This is a genomic window from uncultured Streptococcus sp. (genome assembly GCF_963518475.1).
GTDB lineage: Bacteria > Bacillota > Bacilli > Lactobacillales > Streptococcaceae > Streptococcus.
The window spans coordinates 66,444-79,637 of the sequence record NZ_CAUQJA010000005.1; the positions used below are offsets into that span (position 1 = coordinate 66,444).

Below are 13,194 nucleotides of genomic sequence, written 5' to 3' on the forward strand. Positions count from 1 at the left end.
AAATGGCGAAGCGTAGCAAAAATATCAATATGTTTCTCATGGATGGTGAAGTGACTGGAAAAATCAAATGTACTTTGTCAAATTGGACGGGAGTGATTTACAAAATACCTCGTATTCAGTTGGGAGATTTAAAGTCGCGTGATGAAATGAAACAAAGTGGTATTTATTTCTTATTTGGTCGAGATGAAGATAAACAGAAAGATGTGACCTATATTGGTCAGGCGACAACTCGGAAAAATGGTGAAGGGGTATTGTTGCGAATTCAAGAGCATACCCGTGATAGTCATGCAGATTATTTTAATGATGTCATAATTCTAACAACTCAAAATAATTCTTTCGGTCCAACAGAAATTAGCTATTTGGAAAATAAATTTACTCAACTTGCTAAAGAAGCTGGTCGCTACATTGTGAAAAATGGGAATGATCCAAATCCTGGTAATGTGACTGAGGAAAAGGAATCTGAACTGGATGAAATTGTTGAAAATACGCTAATGATTATTGGAACTTTAGGTTATCGTGTTTTTGTTCCAATGACAAAGAAAGTTAGTCAAGATTTGACTGATAATCATTCAACTTATCTTTATTTAAAGCGTAAAACTAAGAAATCTAACAAAGTAATAGAAGCAACTTGTGAACGGACAACTGAAGGTTTTGTTGTTTTAGAAGGAAGTCAAGTAGAAATAAAGGATTCTCCATACCTTCCAGCAAGTTTAAAAGAAATGCGTCAGAATTTAATAGCTTCTCGGGTCATTCAAGATGGAGTGTTAAAAGAAAAACAACTCTTTTCTAGCCCTTCTTATGCAGCGGCTTTTTTGCTGGGTATGCAAACGAACGGTCGAACTGATTGGAAAGATCAGGATGGAAGAACTTTAAAAGAATTAGAAGAATTAATAGATTGATAAGGAAAAAATTTATGGAAACATGGCAAGAGTTAAAAGTTACAGTTAAGCGTGAGGGAGAGGAGCTGGTCTCTAATCTCTTAATTGAGCTAGGAGCGCAAGGAGTCGCAATTGAAGACAGCATGGACTATGTGGGAAATGTGGATCGTTTTGGTGAGATTTTCCCAGAGGTCGAGCAACAAGAAGAAATCGTTGTGACAGCCTACTACCCTGAAATGGTTGATGTGGCAGAGGTTGAGGCAGAATTGCAAGCACGTCTGGCAGAATTAACAGATTTTATGGATTTGGGTGAGGTCAAGATGGGAACGACTGCCTTGGCTGAGGAAGACTGGGCAGACAACTGGAAGAAATACTACGAACCAGCTCGTATTACCCATGACTTGACCATCGTGCCGTCTTGGACAGACTATGAGGCGACTGCGGGGGAAAAGATTATCAAGCTGGATCCTGGCATGGCTTTTGGAACTGGGACGCATCCAACTACTAAGATGAGCCTTTTTGCCTTGGAGCAGGTCCTTCGTGGTGGCGAAACGGTGCTGGATGTGGGGACTGGTTCAGGTGTCCTCTCTATCGCCAGCTCCCTTCTGGGTGCCAAGGAAATTTTCGCCTATGACCTGGATGATGTGGCAGTTCGTGTTGCTCAGGAAAATATTGAACTCAACCCTGGTATGGAAAACATCCATGTTGCTGCAGGTGATTTGCTTAAGGGTGTTGAGATTGAGGCAGATGTGATTGTAGCTAATATCTTGGCGGATATCCTCGTTCATCTGACGGATGCTGCTTATCGCTTGGTCAAGGATGAAGGCTACCTCATCATGAGTGGCATTATTAAGGACAAGTGGGATATGGTGCGCGAGTCGGCTGAGTCAGCTGGATTTTTCCTCGAAACTCACATGGTTCAAGGGGAATGGAATGCCTGTGTCTTCAAGAAAACCAAGGATATTTCAGGTGTGATTGGAGGCTAGCATGCAACAATATTTTGTCAAAGGCAGTGCTATTTCTCCTGTCACCATTGAGGACAAGGAAACCAGCAAGCATATGTTTCAGGTTATGCGCTTGAAAGAAGATGATGAGGTTACTTTGGTCTTTGATGATGGCATCAAGCGCTTGGCGCGTGTGCTGGATGTGGAAGCTCGTCAGTTTGAATTGGTAGAAGAACTAGATGGCAATGTGGAACTGCCAGTCCAAGTGACCATCGCCTCTGGCTTTCCCAAGGGAGACAAGCTGGAGTTCATTACTCAAAAAGTAACCGAACTGGGTGCCAGTCAGATTTGGGCTTTCCCTGCCGACTGGTCCGTTGCCAAGTGGGACGGCAAGAAATTGGGTAAAAAAGTTGAAAAACTAGAAAAAATCGCCCTTGGAGCAGCAGAACAAAGCAAGCGTAATATCGTTCCAAGTATCCAGCTTTTTGAGAAAAAAGCAGGCTTTCTATCGCAACTAGACCAGTTTGACTCTATCGTAGTGGCTTATGAAGAGTCGGCAAAAGAAGGAGAAGCCGCTGCGCTTTTACAAGCAGTCGCTGGTCTTGAAAAAGGAGCCAAATTGCTCTTTATCTTTGGTCCAGAAGGTGGTCTGTCACCTGCAGAAATCGAAAGTTTTGAAGCTAAGGGAGCAGTCTTGGCAGGACTTGGTCCTCGCATTTTGCGAGCAGAAACAGCACCACTTTACGCTTTATCAGCCCTTAGTGTTTTATTAGAATTAGAGAAATAAGAGGAAGAAAATGGAACAAAAATACCGTTCAGAATTTCCAGAGAAGGAACTTTGGGATTTAACAGCCCTATACCAAGATCGTGAAGATTTCTTGCGTGCAATCGAGAAGGCTCGAGAAGACATCAATCAATTTAGCCGTGATTACAAGGGTAATCTTCATACTTTTGAGGATTTTGAAAAGGCCTTTGCGGAATTGGAACAAATCTACATTCAGATGAGCCATATTGGAAACTATGGCTTTATGCCTCAGACGACAGACTTTAGCAATGAAGAATTTGCTAATATCGCCCAAGCTGGCATGGAATTTGAAACAGATGCTAGCGTAGCCTTGACCTTCTTTGACGATGCCTTGGTGGAAGCTGATGAGGAAGTCTTGGATCGTTTGGGTGAATTGCCTCATTTGACGGCGGCCATTCGTCAGGCCAAAATCAAAAAAGCCCACTATCTAGGGGCTGATGTGGAAAAAGCCTTGACCAATCTTGGTGAAGTTTTCTACAGTCCACAGGATATTTATACTAAGATGCGTGCTGGGGATTTTGAAATGGCTGACTTTGAAGCCCATGGCAAGACCTACAAAAACAGCTTTGTGACCTATGAGAATTTCTACCAAAATCATGAGGATGCTGAGGTTCGTGAGAAATCTTTCCGTTCCTTCTCAGAAGGTCTTCGTAAGCACCAAAATACGGCTGCAGCAGCCTATCTAGCCCAAGTCAAGTCTGAAAAACTACTGGCAGATATGAAGGGTTACGACTCAGTCTTTGATTATCTTCTGGCTGAACAAGAAGTGGATCGTGCCATGTTTGACCGCCAGATTGACCTCATCATGAAGGATTTTGCGCCAGTTGCTCAGAGATACCTCAAGCATGTTGCCAAGGTCAATGGTCTTGAAAAGATGACCTTTGCAGATTGGAAATTGGACTTGGATAGCGCCCTAAATCCTGAAGTGACCATTGACGATGCCTATGATTTGGTCATGAAGTCGGTAGAACCTTTGGGACAAGAATATTGTCAGGAAGTTGCTCGCTATCAAGAAGAGCGCTGGGTGGACTTTGCTGCCAATAGTGGTAAGGATTCTGGCGGTTACGCGGCGGATCCATATCGCGTGCACCCTTATGTCCTCATGAGCTGGACAGGCCGTTTGAGTGATGTCTATACCTTGATTCATGAAATCGGGCATTCTGGTCAATTCATCTTTTCAGATAATCACCAGAGCTACTTCAACGCCCATATGTCGACTTACTATGTCGAAGCACCATCAACTTTCAATGAATTACTTCTCAGTGACTACTTGGAGCACCAGTCTGACGATCCTCGTCAAAAACGCTTCGCTCTGGCTCACCGTTTGACAGATACCTACTTCCATAACTTTATCACTCACCTTTTGGAAGCAGCCTTCCAGCGTAAAGTGTATACATTGATTGAAGAAGGAGAAACTTTCGGAGCAAGCAAACTCAACAGTATTATGAAGGAAGTCTTGACGGATTTCTGGGGAGATGCGATTGAAATCGACGATGATGCAGCTTTGACTTGGATGCGCCAAGCTCACTACTACATGGGCTTGTATAGCTACACTTACTCTGCTGGTCTTGTTATCTCGACTGCAGGTTACCTTCATCTGAAACATTCAGAAACTGGAGCTGAAGACTGGCTCAATCTCCTCAAATCAGGTGGTAGCAAGACACCGCTTGAGTCAGCCATGATTATCGGTGCTGATATTTCAACAGACAAACCACTCCGTGATACCATCCAATTCTTGTCAGACACGGTTGACCAGATTATCGCCTACAGTGCCCAGTTGGGAGAGTAAATTAAAAGAGTCTGGGACAAAAGTCTAACCTTAAATATAAAAAGCGAACAAAACGAGTTATCTGACACTCAGAATTCTGTCTTGTTCGCTTTTTTTCTAATCTATTAATTTAAAAATTTAGAATAAAGAATTCCTAAAATCAAAATTTTTTGTCCTGGCCTCTTAAATTATCTCCAAAAGCTATCTTCTTCTGCTTGATCTGAAGAGAAGAGCCAAACTTCTTTGATTTTTCCGTCTTCAATGCGGAAGAGGTCAATCCCGTTCATATTGAGTTCAGTACCATCAGCCCGTGTTCCAAGAAAAGTAACATTGGCTGCGATTAAATCCTTATTGTCAGAAACCCAATTTGTTATCACCTTAAAGGTTCCATTAGTTTTCTCAGCAAATGTAGCCAGGTGAGTTCCTAGCTTGTCCTTACCAACAACTGAACCAGATAGACTATGATTACCAGGTTGATGCCAGACAATATCGTCTGCCATCGTTTCAAAGACACCAGGAAAGTCACCAGCAATTAAAGCTTGGTTATAAGAATTGAAAATTTCTAAGTTTGTTGACATATCTATTCTCCATTTCTTTTTTATGATATAATTGTAACAGTTACAAATAAAAAAACAAGTAGACACTTTTTTGATAGCTAGTATCAAAAGTAGTACTATTATTGATACTAAAAGATAAATTTTTTTAAAAAAATAGAAAGAAGATATTTTATGACAAATAAAGTGAGTGAGTATGGTATTTGTCCATTTGCGACAACTCAGAGGGTTTTAACGGGGAAATGGGCACTGGTAATCATTTATCAGTTGAGTACGGGTACCAAACGATTTAAAGAATTGCAGAGATTATTGCCTGGGATTACTCAAACTATTTTGACCCGTCATCTCCGTCAATTAGAAAAGGATAAGATTGTTCAACGAAAGGTCTATGCCGAAGTTCCACCACGAGTTGAGTACAGCTTAACCGAAATGGGGCAGGAATTCAGAGTTGTTTTAGATGCTGTCGAGAAATGGGGTCTAGATTATATCAAGTTGCTAGAAATGTAGAGGTATTGACCATGTATCAAGAGGTACTTAGAAAAATAGCAGAAGAAAAAACAAGTTATCATGAGGAAGAAATCCAATGGTTGCTTGATCATTTGGGAGATCCTTCTCCAGAAATTAGCGATGATCTTGTTTTTACAAACTTTGCTAGAGGGATTCAAGAAGAGCTATTTACACAGGAACAATTTCATTTCATTGCTGAGGTGGTTTCATCTGATGGAGGACTAGATAAAGAGATTGATAAGGTAGGTCTGTCAACACTTGAACGTTCTTTTAGGGCACTTGTTTATGCAAATCTCTTGTCTGCGGATTCCAACCAGCAATCGGTTTTTTATCAGGGATTAAAAGAAGAAATTCGTAATGCCTTTTTACATCAAGGTTTGTACTATCTTTCAAAAGAAAAGGATACAACAGGTTTTTCAAGTCAGTATGGTTGGGTTCATGCTTTTGCACATGGAGCCGATTTACTGACAGAGGTGGTTTGTCATCCAGACTTTCCTAAAAACAGAATTCATGAAGTATTTGAGATACTTGGCCAACTATTTAAAAGAATGTCCATTCGTTTTACAGATGATGAGGATTGGCGTTTAGCAAGAGTAATCTATGAACCTATTTTACAAGGGAAGTTGGAGCAAGAGCAAGTAGCTTCTTGGATAAAAGCTGTTGACTTTCCGATAGAAGAAAGGGAATATTTTTATAAATTTTCCAACTTCAGATCCTGTCTGTTGGAAGTCTATGTCCAACTTGACCAGAGAAATAGTTTACAAGATGACTTGAAAGAAGCCATCCAGTCTTTTCAATACTAGGGATAAGCTAATATTATTTATTGAAAGAGTTTCTATTGTATCCTCCTAACTAATAATGAAAACTAATAAAAGAGGTTGAATCATTTTCCAACCTCTTTTTGTGTATCTTAATGGAATTGCATACCACCATCAACGATAATGGTTTGTCCTGTAATGTAGTTTGAATCTGGTCCTGCAAGGAAGCTGACAGCAGCAGCCACATCTTCTGGTTCAGATAGACGTTTTAGGGTAATATCTTTTGCAAATGTCTGCATACCCCACTCGTCATCTTTTCCTGCATTTTTACCAACTTCATGAGCGATGTCGTACATCATTGGTGTTTTCACAATACCTGGTGCGTAGGCGTTAACAGTGATGCCTGAGTCTGCTAAATCACGTGCTAATGTTTGCGTAATTCCACGAACAGCAAATTTGGTTCCACCATAAACAGTTAGATTTGGGTTACCGACTACACCGGCTTGAGAGGTTGCGTTGATAATTTTACCTCCGTGGCCAAGTGCTTTAAATTGCGCTTGTGCAGCTTGTGAACCCCAAATGACACCACCAACGTTGATACCGAAAGTGCGTGTAAATTGTTCCTCAGTAATTGTATCAAGAGGAGTAGTTGGAGCAACACCAGCGTTATTTACGACAACATTCAAATCACCAAAATGGTCAACAACTTTTTGAAATGCTTGTGCAACTTCGGCCTGTTTCGAAACATCGGCCACGACAGCAAAGGCATTTTCAGCTGATAATTCGGCAACAGCTTTTTCAGCTGTTTCAGGATTGTAGTCTAAGACTCCTACCTTAAAGCCATCTTGAACCAATCGTTTTGCGATTGCAAAACCGATTCCTTGACCTGCACCTGTGACAATAGCAACTTTAGACATATGATTCCTCCTTGGTATCCACGATACCATTCAAACGTTCATAAAAGAACAGCAAAGTTGTAAAAATTAGTTCAAATTAGGGAATAAATAACATATCTGAACTATGTTAATAGTATATACCTTTAGAAAAAATGTTTCAAATAAACACTACCGTTTTTATAGAATTTTATCCTGAAAATTTCCAAACAATTTTCTTGAAACCCTTTCCCTCTTTTGATAGACTAGTATCTAGTTTTTGAAAAAGGAGAAAGAAAATGAAAAAATTTGTTGCTGAGTTAATCGGTACGTTCATGCTTGTGTTCATCGGAACAGGAGCTGTTGTTTTTGGAAATGGTCTTGATGGCCTTGGTCACCTAGGGATTGCCTTTGCATTTGGTTTAGCCATCGTGGTTGCAGCTTACTCAATCGGAACTGTTTCAGGTGCTCACTTGAACCCAGCTGTTTCGATTGCTATGTTTGTGAACAAACGTTTGTCATCTTCAGACCTTGTCAACTACATCCTTGGTCAGGTTGTTGGAGCTTTCCTTGCGTCAGCTGCGGTATTCTTCCTCTTGGCTAACTCAGGGATATCAACTGCTAGTCTTGGTGAAAATGCCTTGGCAAACGGTGTCACTGTCTTTGGCGGTTTCTTGTTTGAAGTCATCGCAACTTTCTTATTTGTTTTGGTTATCATGACTGTGACTTCAGAAAGCAAGGGCAATGGCGCGGTTGCTGGTTTGGTAATCGGTTTGTCATTGATGGCGATGATTCTTGTTGGATTGAACATTACTGGACTTTCAGTAAACCCAGCTCGTAGCTTGGCACCAGCTGTCTTGGTAGGTGGCGCAGCCCTTCAACAAGTTTGGATTTTCATCCTTGCGCCAATCGTTGGTGGTGTTCTTGCAGCTCTTGTTGCAAAAAACTTCCTTGAAACAGAAGAATAATTGAAACTCAAAAAGCCTTGCTCCTCATTTTGAGGAACAGGGCTTTTTCGTATGAGTTTAACGGTTGTCAACTTTCTCTGGATAAAGGTCGTGTTGGAAGAGGCGTTGTTCTGCCAAGCCTTCATACTTAGTTCCTGGCTTACCGTAGTTGTAGTAGGGGTCGATTGAAATGCCACCGCGAGGAGTGAATTTTCCCCAAACCTCCAAATAGCGAGGGTCTAGCAAGTTGACCAAGTCTTTCCCAATGGTGTTGATACAGTTTTCGTGGAAATCTCCGTGGTTTCGGTAGCTAAATAGATATAGTTTGAGAGATTTTGACTCGACACAGAGCTTGTCAGGAATATAGGAAATATAAATCGTCGCAAAGTCTGGTTGAGCAGTGATGGGACAAAGAGAGGTAAATTCAGGACAGTTAAATTTGATGAAATAGTCATTTTCCACATGACGATTGTCAAAGGATTCGAGAACTTCTGGTTGATATTCGAAAATGTAGTTGGTTTCTTTGTTGCCTAGTAGGCTTAGGTTTTTCATTTCTTCTTGTTGTGACATGATTTTTTCTTTCTAATCTTAAACACCACGTTGATTATCGTAGAGGAGGGTATGGAGTTGAGGAAGGACGCGGACATTGCCCCAGCTATCGTCAGTAGCGACGCGTTCCCAGAGTTCTTTGAGACGGTTCAGTTGATCTTGGATAATATTGCCTGTGGCCTTGGGCTCAGGATTTCCAGCCGATAAGAAGAGCACATCTGGTTGGTAGCGTTCTTGTATTCCTTTAGCAAAGGCTAAATCTGCATCATCAAAGACAGGGATTTTAAAGGTGACCTTGTCTGGATCAAGTTGGGAAACGATAAAGTCCAGGGTCTCAAAGTTGACTTCCATCTTGGATGAAGGAGGTTTGGGACTGAGAGTGACCTGGTCGATGTCTTTTAACCAATTTTGCCAGCGGGAGCCTTGGGTCTCAACAGCTAGAGTGACACCGCGTTCCTTGAGCTTGGTGACCAGTTCAGCCATGTTGGCTGCTAAGATAGCAGGATTTCCCCCAGATAGGGTGACGTAGTCGTAGCTCCCTAGTTTATCCAACTCAGCAATGACTTCGTCAGCTGTCATGCGAGTTGGTTTTTCAGAACCATCCCAAGTAAAGGCAGAGTCACACCAGTCGCAGTGGTAGTCGCAACCAGCAGTGCGGACAAACATGGTTTTCTGCCCGATTGCACGGCCTTCGCCTTGAAAGGTTGGGCCAAAAATTTCCAGAACTGGTAGTTTGAGGACACGTTCCCTAGTCATCTAACCACTCCTGTCTAAACTCTGCAAAGGAAGTCGGAGTTTCATAGAGGCGAACGTATTCCAAACGAAGACCGCGCTCGTCAGGTAACTCTTGACTCATGGTTTGGAAAATCCAGTAAACCATATTTTCAGCAGTCGTGTTCATATAAGGCAGGGTTTCATTGAGATAGCGATGATCCAAGTAGGGCTCTAAGTAGTTCTTGTAGATCGCTTTGATGTCTCCAAAATCGTAGGTCATACCACGTTCATCTAAAAATCCACTAACAGCAATCTGCAGATGATAAGTGTGGCCGTGCAGGGACTTGCATTTCCCCTCATAGTGAAAGAGGTGGTGGGCAGCATCAAAGGTAAATTCTTTTGATACTAAGGTTCTGTGGGGATTGTAGACAAGAGATTCTCCAGTTTCCTGTTTGATTTCTTTGGGTGCAAAAAACATTAGTCCTCTCCTTTCTGTGAGAGATAAACATCTAAACCATGTTGCCGTAGGTGGCAGGCTGGGCAATCCCCACAGCCACTTCCGATAATCCCATTGTAGCAGGTCAAGGTCTTTTCACGAACATAGTTAAAGGCACCGAGTTGGTCGGCTAATTCCCAAGTTTCAGCCTTGTCTAGCCACATGAGAGGCGTTTGGATAACAAAGTCGTAATCCATGGCAAGGTTGAGAGTAACATTGAGAGATTTGACAAAGACATCTCGACAATCAGGGTAGCCTGAGAAGTCTGTCTCGCAAACACCTGTCACGATGTCTTTAATGCCACGTTGCTTGGCAAGAACTGCCGCAAAGGATAGAAAGAGGTGATTGCGACCGTCAACAAAGGTATTGGGAACCTCCCCCTCTTTTTGCTCAATCTCTAGATCAGAAGTCAGGGCATTTTCAGTGATTTGTCCTAGCAGAGACATATCGAGGATGTGATGACGAATACCCTGTTCCTCAGCTATTTCTCTAGCAACTTGAATTTCGAGATGATGACGTTGGCCGTAGGCAAAGGTGACGGCTTCGACCGTTTCATAGTGTTCTTTGGCCCAAAAGAGGCAGGTTGTGGAATCTTGACCGCCACTAAAGACGACCAAGGCTGATTGACGTTTCATAGTACTCCTTCCAAAATGGGAAATGTTCAGAGCACGCAAAAAGCTCCCTTGAGGGAGCTAAAAAATACCAAATCAAGGTTTTTTTTAGCGATGGCATGTCCCAAACATCGTAATAATCTACCTACAGTCTAGCATATTTTTTGAAAAATGGCAAAGGACAAGAAAAAAGAGACCAAATAAAGTACTTGGTCTCTCGTTTGATTAGCTCAATTCAGCAACGATGGCCTTGATTTGTTCTGCTGTGTGAACACCAGCAACTTGTTTTACCACTTGGCCGTCTTTTTTGAAGAGAAGAGTTGGGATAGACATGATTCCAAAGGCACGAGCTGTGTTTGGATTTTCATCCACGTCCATTTTAACGATTTTCAAAACATCTTCTGAAAGTTCTTCAGACAATTTGTCCAAGATTGGACCTTGCATACGACATGGACCACACCAAGTTGCCCAGAAGTCTACCAAGACCAAACCGTCTTTTGTTTCTTGTTCAAATGTTGCATCTGTAATTGCTTTTGCCATTGTATTTCTCCTTTTTTAGTTATATTGGCTTAAATCTTGTTTCATGAGATAGAAGAAGACATCTCCATAAGTCCCATGGTAGTCCAAATCATGACCATTGTAGGTTAATTTTTGGACAGGGTAGTAGTCTGCGACGCCGATAAGGCAAGCTTGTTGCGAACGATCAAAGTCTTCATAAGACTCGAAAGTCACAGTTCTTTCGTTCTTGCTGGCATCTAGATAGGTAATTTCAATCATTTTAAAAACTCCTTTGTTTAATGATGATTTTATTTTACTCCTTGTAAAAGAGAATGTCAAGAAAAATGATTGCGCACGCAACTTTTTTCTAAAATCATCTTAAATCAAGAAATCCAAACCAGTTTCCAAGCTTTCTTCGACAGCCTTTTGTAGAAAGGCCAGTGTTTTTTGTCCATCACTTGTCAGGCAGATAAAGCTAGAGCGTCTATCTTGATCACAACACATGCGACTAAGTAGACCGCAATTTTTAGCTTCCAAGCGAGCCACCATCCGAGAAACAGCGCTCGGGCTCAGATGAAGTTTATCTGGCAGGTCAATCTGGCGTAGAGATTTTTCTTGAGCCAAGTCCAGATAGTAGAGCAGGTAGAACTCTTTCAAGGTCAGACTTTGCTCGCTCTGCTGGGCAATAGTGTCTTCCAAGAGACTTTCAATTTCTTTCTGACGCCGATTGAAGTCAAACCATTTTTCCAAGTAGGTCATAGTATCTCCTTTCTTTTTAGAGTTATAACATAGAAGAATGTCCATTCACGGACAGTCTCTGCATCACAAGATGATTGCGCATGCAATAATTATACTACTTTTAAATCAAGCTGGCAAGAAGGACGCTGGCATCTCTTATCCTAAATCATGCCTGTTTTCACAAGTCAAGAATTGTTTGTATCCCCTTTCCATATCTAATTTTCATTACCTTTTGTGCATTTCCTTGAAATTTTCTGAAAAAAGAGTAAACTGGTATGCAAGAAGTCTATTTTGTGGAGTTTAGGATGAAATTATATGTTCAATTAATGATTCTCTTTGTGATTTCTCTAATCGGAGAGGGAATTTCCAGTTTCTTTCATTTGCCCATCCCAGGCAGTATTATCGGCTTGATTATTCTCTTTCTAGCCCTACAATTCAAGTGGCTGAGAACTAGGCATGTCAACATGGTGGGGAATTTCTTGCTGGCCAATATGACCATTCTCTTTTTGCCGCCAGCAGTGGGAATCATGGAAAAGTTTGATGTGATTGCTCCCTATCTTTTGCCAATTGTTTTGATTGTCTTTTTTGCAGCAGTCATCAATATTATCCTCATAGCCTTGGTAGTTCAGTTCATCAAGAGACGGTTTGAGGGAGATTATGAGAAAGGAGATGCCAAATGAGTGAATTTGTTTCCAATCCCCTGTTTGGGCTTGCCCTGTCTATCCTAGCCTATCTAGTAGGAATGCTGATTTACAGACGTTTTCCCCATCCATTGACAACGCCCTTGCTTTTGTCAGCTGTTTTCATTATCATCTTTCTAAAGGTGACGGGGATTTCTTACCAAGATTACTACCAAGGTGGGGTTTATCTGAACAACTTGATTGTCCCATCGACCGTGGCTCTAGGGATTCCGCTTTATAAGAGTTTTCATTTGATGAAGCACCATGCTCGGAGTATTCTCTTTGGTAGTCTCTTAGCAGTAGTGGTCAATACCTCTTTCACAGCCCTTGTGGCAAAGATTTTTGGCATGGACTTTTTCCTAGCCATTTCACTCTTTCCTAAGTCAGTGACAACCGCCATGGCAGTGGGAATCACAGAAAAATTGCAAGGTCTGACCACTGTGACCTTGGTGGTTGTAGTGGCAACTGGGATTTTAACCAGTGTCATCGGCCCAACCCTTTTGAAGTGGTTGAAAATTGACGATCCAGTAGCTGTTGGTCTTTCCCTTGGAGGAACAGGCCATGCAGTTGGAACGGGGACAGCCTTTCGATACGGTTCTGTAGCAGGAGCCATGGGTGGCTTGGCTATCGGTGTTACCGGTATTCTCTATGTCTTTGTCAGCCCTATTGTGGCCAGTTTGATATTGAGTTAAAAAAATTAACGGCAAAATTTCGAAATTTTAAAAATTTTTCAAAAAAATACTTGACAATCTACATGAGAAGATATACAATGAAGCCAGAGAAAACGGATACAAAATAATTTTTACTTAACAGTATATGAGATTTTTCTTTTCTATAAAAGAATTATACGTATAATTCTTTTTTAAAAAAGGAGG

18 protein-coding genes are annotated in these 13,194 nt (G+C 41.5%); 9 read left to right on the top strand and 9 right to left on the bottom strand.

Annotated features, from left to right (window positions below):
* Positions 1-2 precede the first annotated feature (2 nt).
* From RYK12_RS03145 to pepF, 4 genes are read left to right on the top strand one after another with little or no spacing between them, the layout of a single operon-like run.
* Positions 3-899: a GIY-YIG nuclease family protein gene (locus tag RYK12_RS03145; protein ID WP_084861721.1), complete on the top strand. Its 897-nt coding sequence runs from the start codon at positions 3-5 to the stop codon at positions 897-899.
* A gap of 14 nt (positions 900-913) precedes the next feature.
* Positions 914-1,864 carry a 50S ribosomal protein L11 methyltransferase gene (gene prmA, locus RYK12_RS03150; protein ID WP_314846874.1) on the top strand — a complete coding sequence of 317 codons (951 nt, stop codon included), beginning with the start codon at positions 914-916 and terminating at the stop codon, positions 1,862-1,864.
* A 1-nt stretch (position 1,865) separates the two neighbouring features.
* Positions 1,866-2,609, top strand: coding sequence for a 16S rRNA (uracil(1498)-N(3))-methyltransferase (locus RYK12_RS03155; RefSeq protein WP_314846876.1), 744 nt, complete (start codon positions 1,866-1,868; stop codon positions 2,607-2,609).
* Between the two features lie 10 nt (positions 2,610-2,619).
* Positions 2,620-4,416 carry an oligoendopeptidase F gene (gene pepF, locus RYK12_RS03160; RefSeq protein WP_314846879.1) on the top strand — a complete coding sequence of 599 codons (1,797 nt, stop codon included), beginning with the start codon at positions 2,620-2,622 and terminating at the stop codon, positions 4,414-4,416.
* Positions 4,417-4,583: 167 nt separating this feature from the next.
* On the opposite strand, the gene RYK12_RS03165 is transcribed toward pepF, so the two are convergent.
* On the bottom strand, positions 4,584-4,973 hold the full coding sequence (locus RYK12_RS03165) for a nuclear transport factor 2 family protein (protein WP_314846882.1): 390 nt from the start codon (positions 4,971-4,973) through the stop codon (positions 4,584-4,586).
* Positions 4,974-5,123: 150 nt separating this feature from the next.
* Here RYK12_RS03165 and RYK12_RS03170 point away from each other — a divergent pair, with 150 nt between their 5' ends.
* Together RYK12_RS03170 and RYK12_RS03175 are read left to right on the top strand one after the other, a co-directional pair.
* Positions 5,124-5,456, top strand: a complete 333-nt coding sequence (locus RYK12_RS03170) for a helix-turn-helix domain-containing protein (protein ID WP_000182730.1) — start codon at positions 5,124-5,126, stop codon at positions 5,454-5,456.
* A gap of 11 nt (positions 5,457-5,467) precedes the next feature.
* Complete coding sequence (locus tag RYK12_RS03175) at positions 5,468-6,259, top strand: DUF2785 domain-containing protein (RefSeq protein ID WP_314846954.1); 792 nt, start codon at positions 5,468-5,470, stop codon at positions 6,257-6,259.
* 107 nt (positions 6,260-6,366) lie between these two features.
* Here the strand turns inward: RYK12_RS03175 and RYK12_RS03180 are convergent, their stop codons facing one another.
* A complete protein-coding gene (locus RYK12_RS03180) occupies positions 6,367-7,131 on the bottom strand; it encodes a (S)-acetoin forming diacetyl reductase (RefSeq protein ID WP_000048147.1) in 765 nt (254 codons plus the stop codon).
* 254 nt (positions 7,132-7,385) lie between these two features.
* On the opposite strand from RYK12_RS03180, the gene RYK12_RS03185 reads away from it, so the two are divergent.
* A complete protein-coding gene (locus RYK12_RS03185) occupies positions 7,386-8,054 on the top strand; it encodes an MIP/aquaporin family protein (RefSeq protein ID WP_314846884.1) in 669 nt (222 codons plus the stop codon).
* A gap of 57 nt (positions 8,055-8,111) precedes the next feature.
* Here the strand turns inward: RYK12_RS03185 and queF are convergent, their stop codons facing one another.
* The 7 genes from queF to RYK12_RS03220 all read right to left on the bottom strand — a co-directional run bounded on the left by queF (position 8,112) and on the right by RYK12_RS03220 (position 11,660).
* A complete protein-coding gene (gene queF, locus RYK12_RS03190; protein WP_000082588.1) occupies positions 8,112-8,603 on the bottom strand; it encodes a preQ(1) synthase in 492 nt (163 codons plus the stop codon).
* Between the two features lie 18 nt (positions 8,604-8,621).
* Positions 8,622-9,338 carry a 7-carboxy-7-deazaguanine synthase QueE gene (gene queE, locus RYK12_RS03195; RefSeq protein WP_023943814.1) on the bottom strand — a complete coding sequence of 239 codons (717 nt, stop codon included), beginning with the start codon at positions 9,336-9,338 and terminating at the stop codon, positions 8,622-8,624.
* Complete coding sequence (gene queD / locus RYK12_RS03200; RefSeq protein WP_314846887.1) at positions 9,331-9,774, bottom strand: 6-carboxytetrahydropterin synthase QueD; 444 nt, start codon at positions 9,772-9,774, stop codon at positions 9,331-9,333. The genes queE and queD overlap by 8 nt, the downstream gene beginning before the upstream one ends.
* Entirely contained in the window at positions 9,774-10,427 is a 654-nt protein-coding gene (gene queC / locus RYK12_RS03205) for a 7-cyano-7-deazaguanine synthase QueC (RefSeq protein ID WP_314846890.1), read from the bottom strand. Before queC ends, queD begins: the two co-directional genes overlap by 1 nt.
* A gap of 201 nt (positions 10,428-10,628) precedes the next feature.
* The gene (gene trxA / locus RYK12_RS03210; protein WP_001029581.1) at positions 10,629-10,943 is read right to left on the bottom strand and encodes a thioredoxin; all 315 of its coding nucleotides are present in this window, start codon (positions 10,941-10,943) and stop codon (positions 10,629-10,631) included.
* A 15-nt stretch (positions 10,944-10,958) separates the two neighbouring features.
* The gene (locus RYK12_RS03215) at positions 10,959-11,180 is read right to left on the bottom strand and encodes a DUF4649 family protein (RefSeq protein WP_000570256.1); all 222 of its coding nucleotides are present in this window, start codon (positions 11,178-11,180) and stop codon (positions 10,959-10,961) included.
* A gap of 99 nt (positions 11,181-11,279) precedes the next feature.
* Positions 11,280-11,660, bottom strand: coding sequence for a MarR family transcriptional regulator (locus RYK12_RS03220; protein ID WP_314846892.1), 381 nt, complete (start codon positions 11,658-11,660; stop codon positions 11,280-11,282).
* A 284-nt stretch (positions 11,661-11,944) separates the two neighbouring features.
* Between RYK12_RS03220 and RYK12_RS03225 the strand changes: the two genes are divergently transcribed.
* A complete protein-coding gene (locus RYK12_RS03225; RefSeq protein WP_000781325.1) occupies positions 11,945-12,319 on the top strand; it encodes a CidA/LrgA family protein in 375 nt (124 codons plus the stop codon).
* Positions 12,316-13,011 (top strand): LrgB family protein, encoded by a 696-nt coding sequence (locus RYK12_RS03230; protein WP_001288952.1) that lies wholly within the window; start codon positions 12,316-12,318, stop codon positions 13,009-13,011. The genes RYK12_RS03225 and RYK12_RS03230 overlap by 4 nt, the downstream gene beginning before the upstream one ends.
* The last annotated feature ends 183 nt before the right edge of the window (positions 13,012-13,194 follow it).

Bases quoted from the DNA above. Each gene is read 5' to 3' on its own strand.
- RYK12_RS03145 (WP_084861721.1), top strand. From the start codon at position 3: ATGGCGAAGCGTAGCAAAAATATCAATATGTTTCTCATGGATGGTGAA.
- prmA (WP_314846874.1), top strand. From the start codon at position 914: ATGGAAACATGGCAAGAGTTAAAAGTTACAGTTAAGCGTGAGGGAGAG.
- RYK12_RS03155 (WP_314846876.1), top strand. From the start codon at position 1,866: ATGCAACAATATTTTGTCAAAGGCAGTGCTATTTCTCCTGTCACCATT.
- pepF (WP_314846879.1), top strand. From the start codon at position 2,620: ATGGAACAAAAATACCGTTCAGAATTTCCAGAGAAGGAACTTTGGGAT.
- RYK12_RS03165 (WP_314846882.1), bottom strand. From the start codon at position 4,973: ATGTCAACAAACTTAGAAATTTTCAATTCTTATAACCAAGCTTTAATT.
- RYK12_RS03170 (WP_000182730.1), top strand. From the start codon at position 5,124: ATGACAAATAAAGTGAGTGAGTATGGTATTTGTCCATTTGCGACAACT.
- RYK12_RS03175 (WP_314846954.1), top strand. From the start codon at position 5,468: ATGTATCAAGAGGTACTTAGAAAAATAGCAGAAGAAAAAACAAGTTAT.
- RYK12_RS03180 (WP_000048147.1), bottom strand. From the start codon at position 7,131: ATGTCTAAAGTTGCTATTGTCACAGGTGCAGGTCAAGGAATCGGTTTT.
- RYK12_RS03185 (WP_314846884.1), top strand. From the start codon at position 7,386: ATGAAAAAATTTGTTGCTGAGTTAATCGGTACGTTCATGCTTGTGTTC.
- queF (WP_000082588.1), bottom strand. From the start codon at position 8,603: ATGTCACAACAAGAAGAAATGAAAAACCTAAGCCTACTAGGCAACAAA.
- queE (WP_023943814.1), bottom strand. From the start codon at position 9,338: ATGACTAGGGAACGTGTCCTCAAACTACCAGTTCTGGAAATTTTTGGC.
- queD (WP_314846887.1), bottom strand. From the start codon at position 9,774: ATGTTTTTTGCACCCAAAGAAATCAAACAGGAAACTGGAGAATCTCTT.
- queC (WP_314846890.1), bottom strand. From the start codon at position 10,427: ATGAAACGTCAATCAGCCTTGGTCGTCTTTAGTGGCGGTCAAGATTCC.
- trxA (WP_001029581.1), bottom strand. From the start codon at position 10,943: ATGGCAAAAGCAATTACAGATGCAACATTTGAACAAGAAACAAAAGAC.
- RYK12_RS03215 (WP_000570256.1), bottom strand. From the start codon at position 11,180: ATGATTGAAATTACCTATCTAGATGCCAGCAAGAACGAAAGAACTGTG.
- RYK12_RS03220 (WP_314846892.1), bottom strand. From the start codon at position 11,660: ATGACCTACTTGGAAAAATGGTTTGACTTCAATCGGCGTCAGAAAGAA.
- RYK12_RS03225 (WP_000781325.1), top strand. From the start codon at position 11,945: ATGAAATTATATGTTCAATTAATGATTCTCTTTGTGATTTCTCTAATC.
- RYK12_RS03230 (WP_001288952.1), top strand. From the start codon at position 12,316: ATGAGTGAATTTGTTTCCAATCCCCTGTTTGGGCTTGCCCTGTCTATC.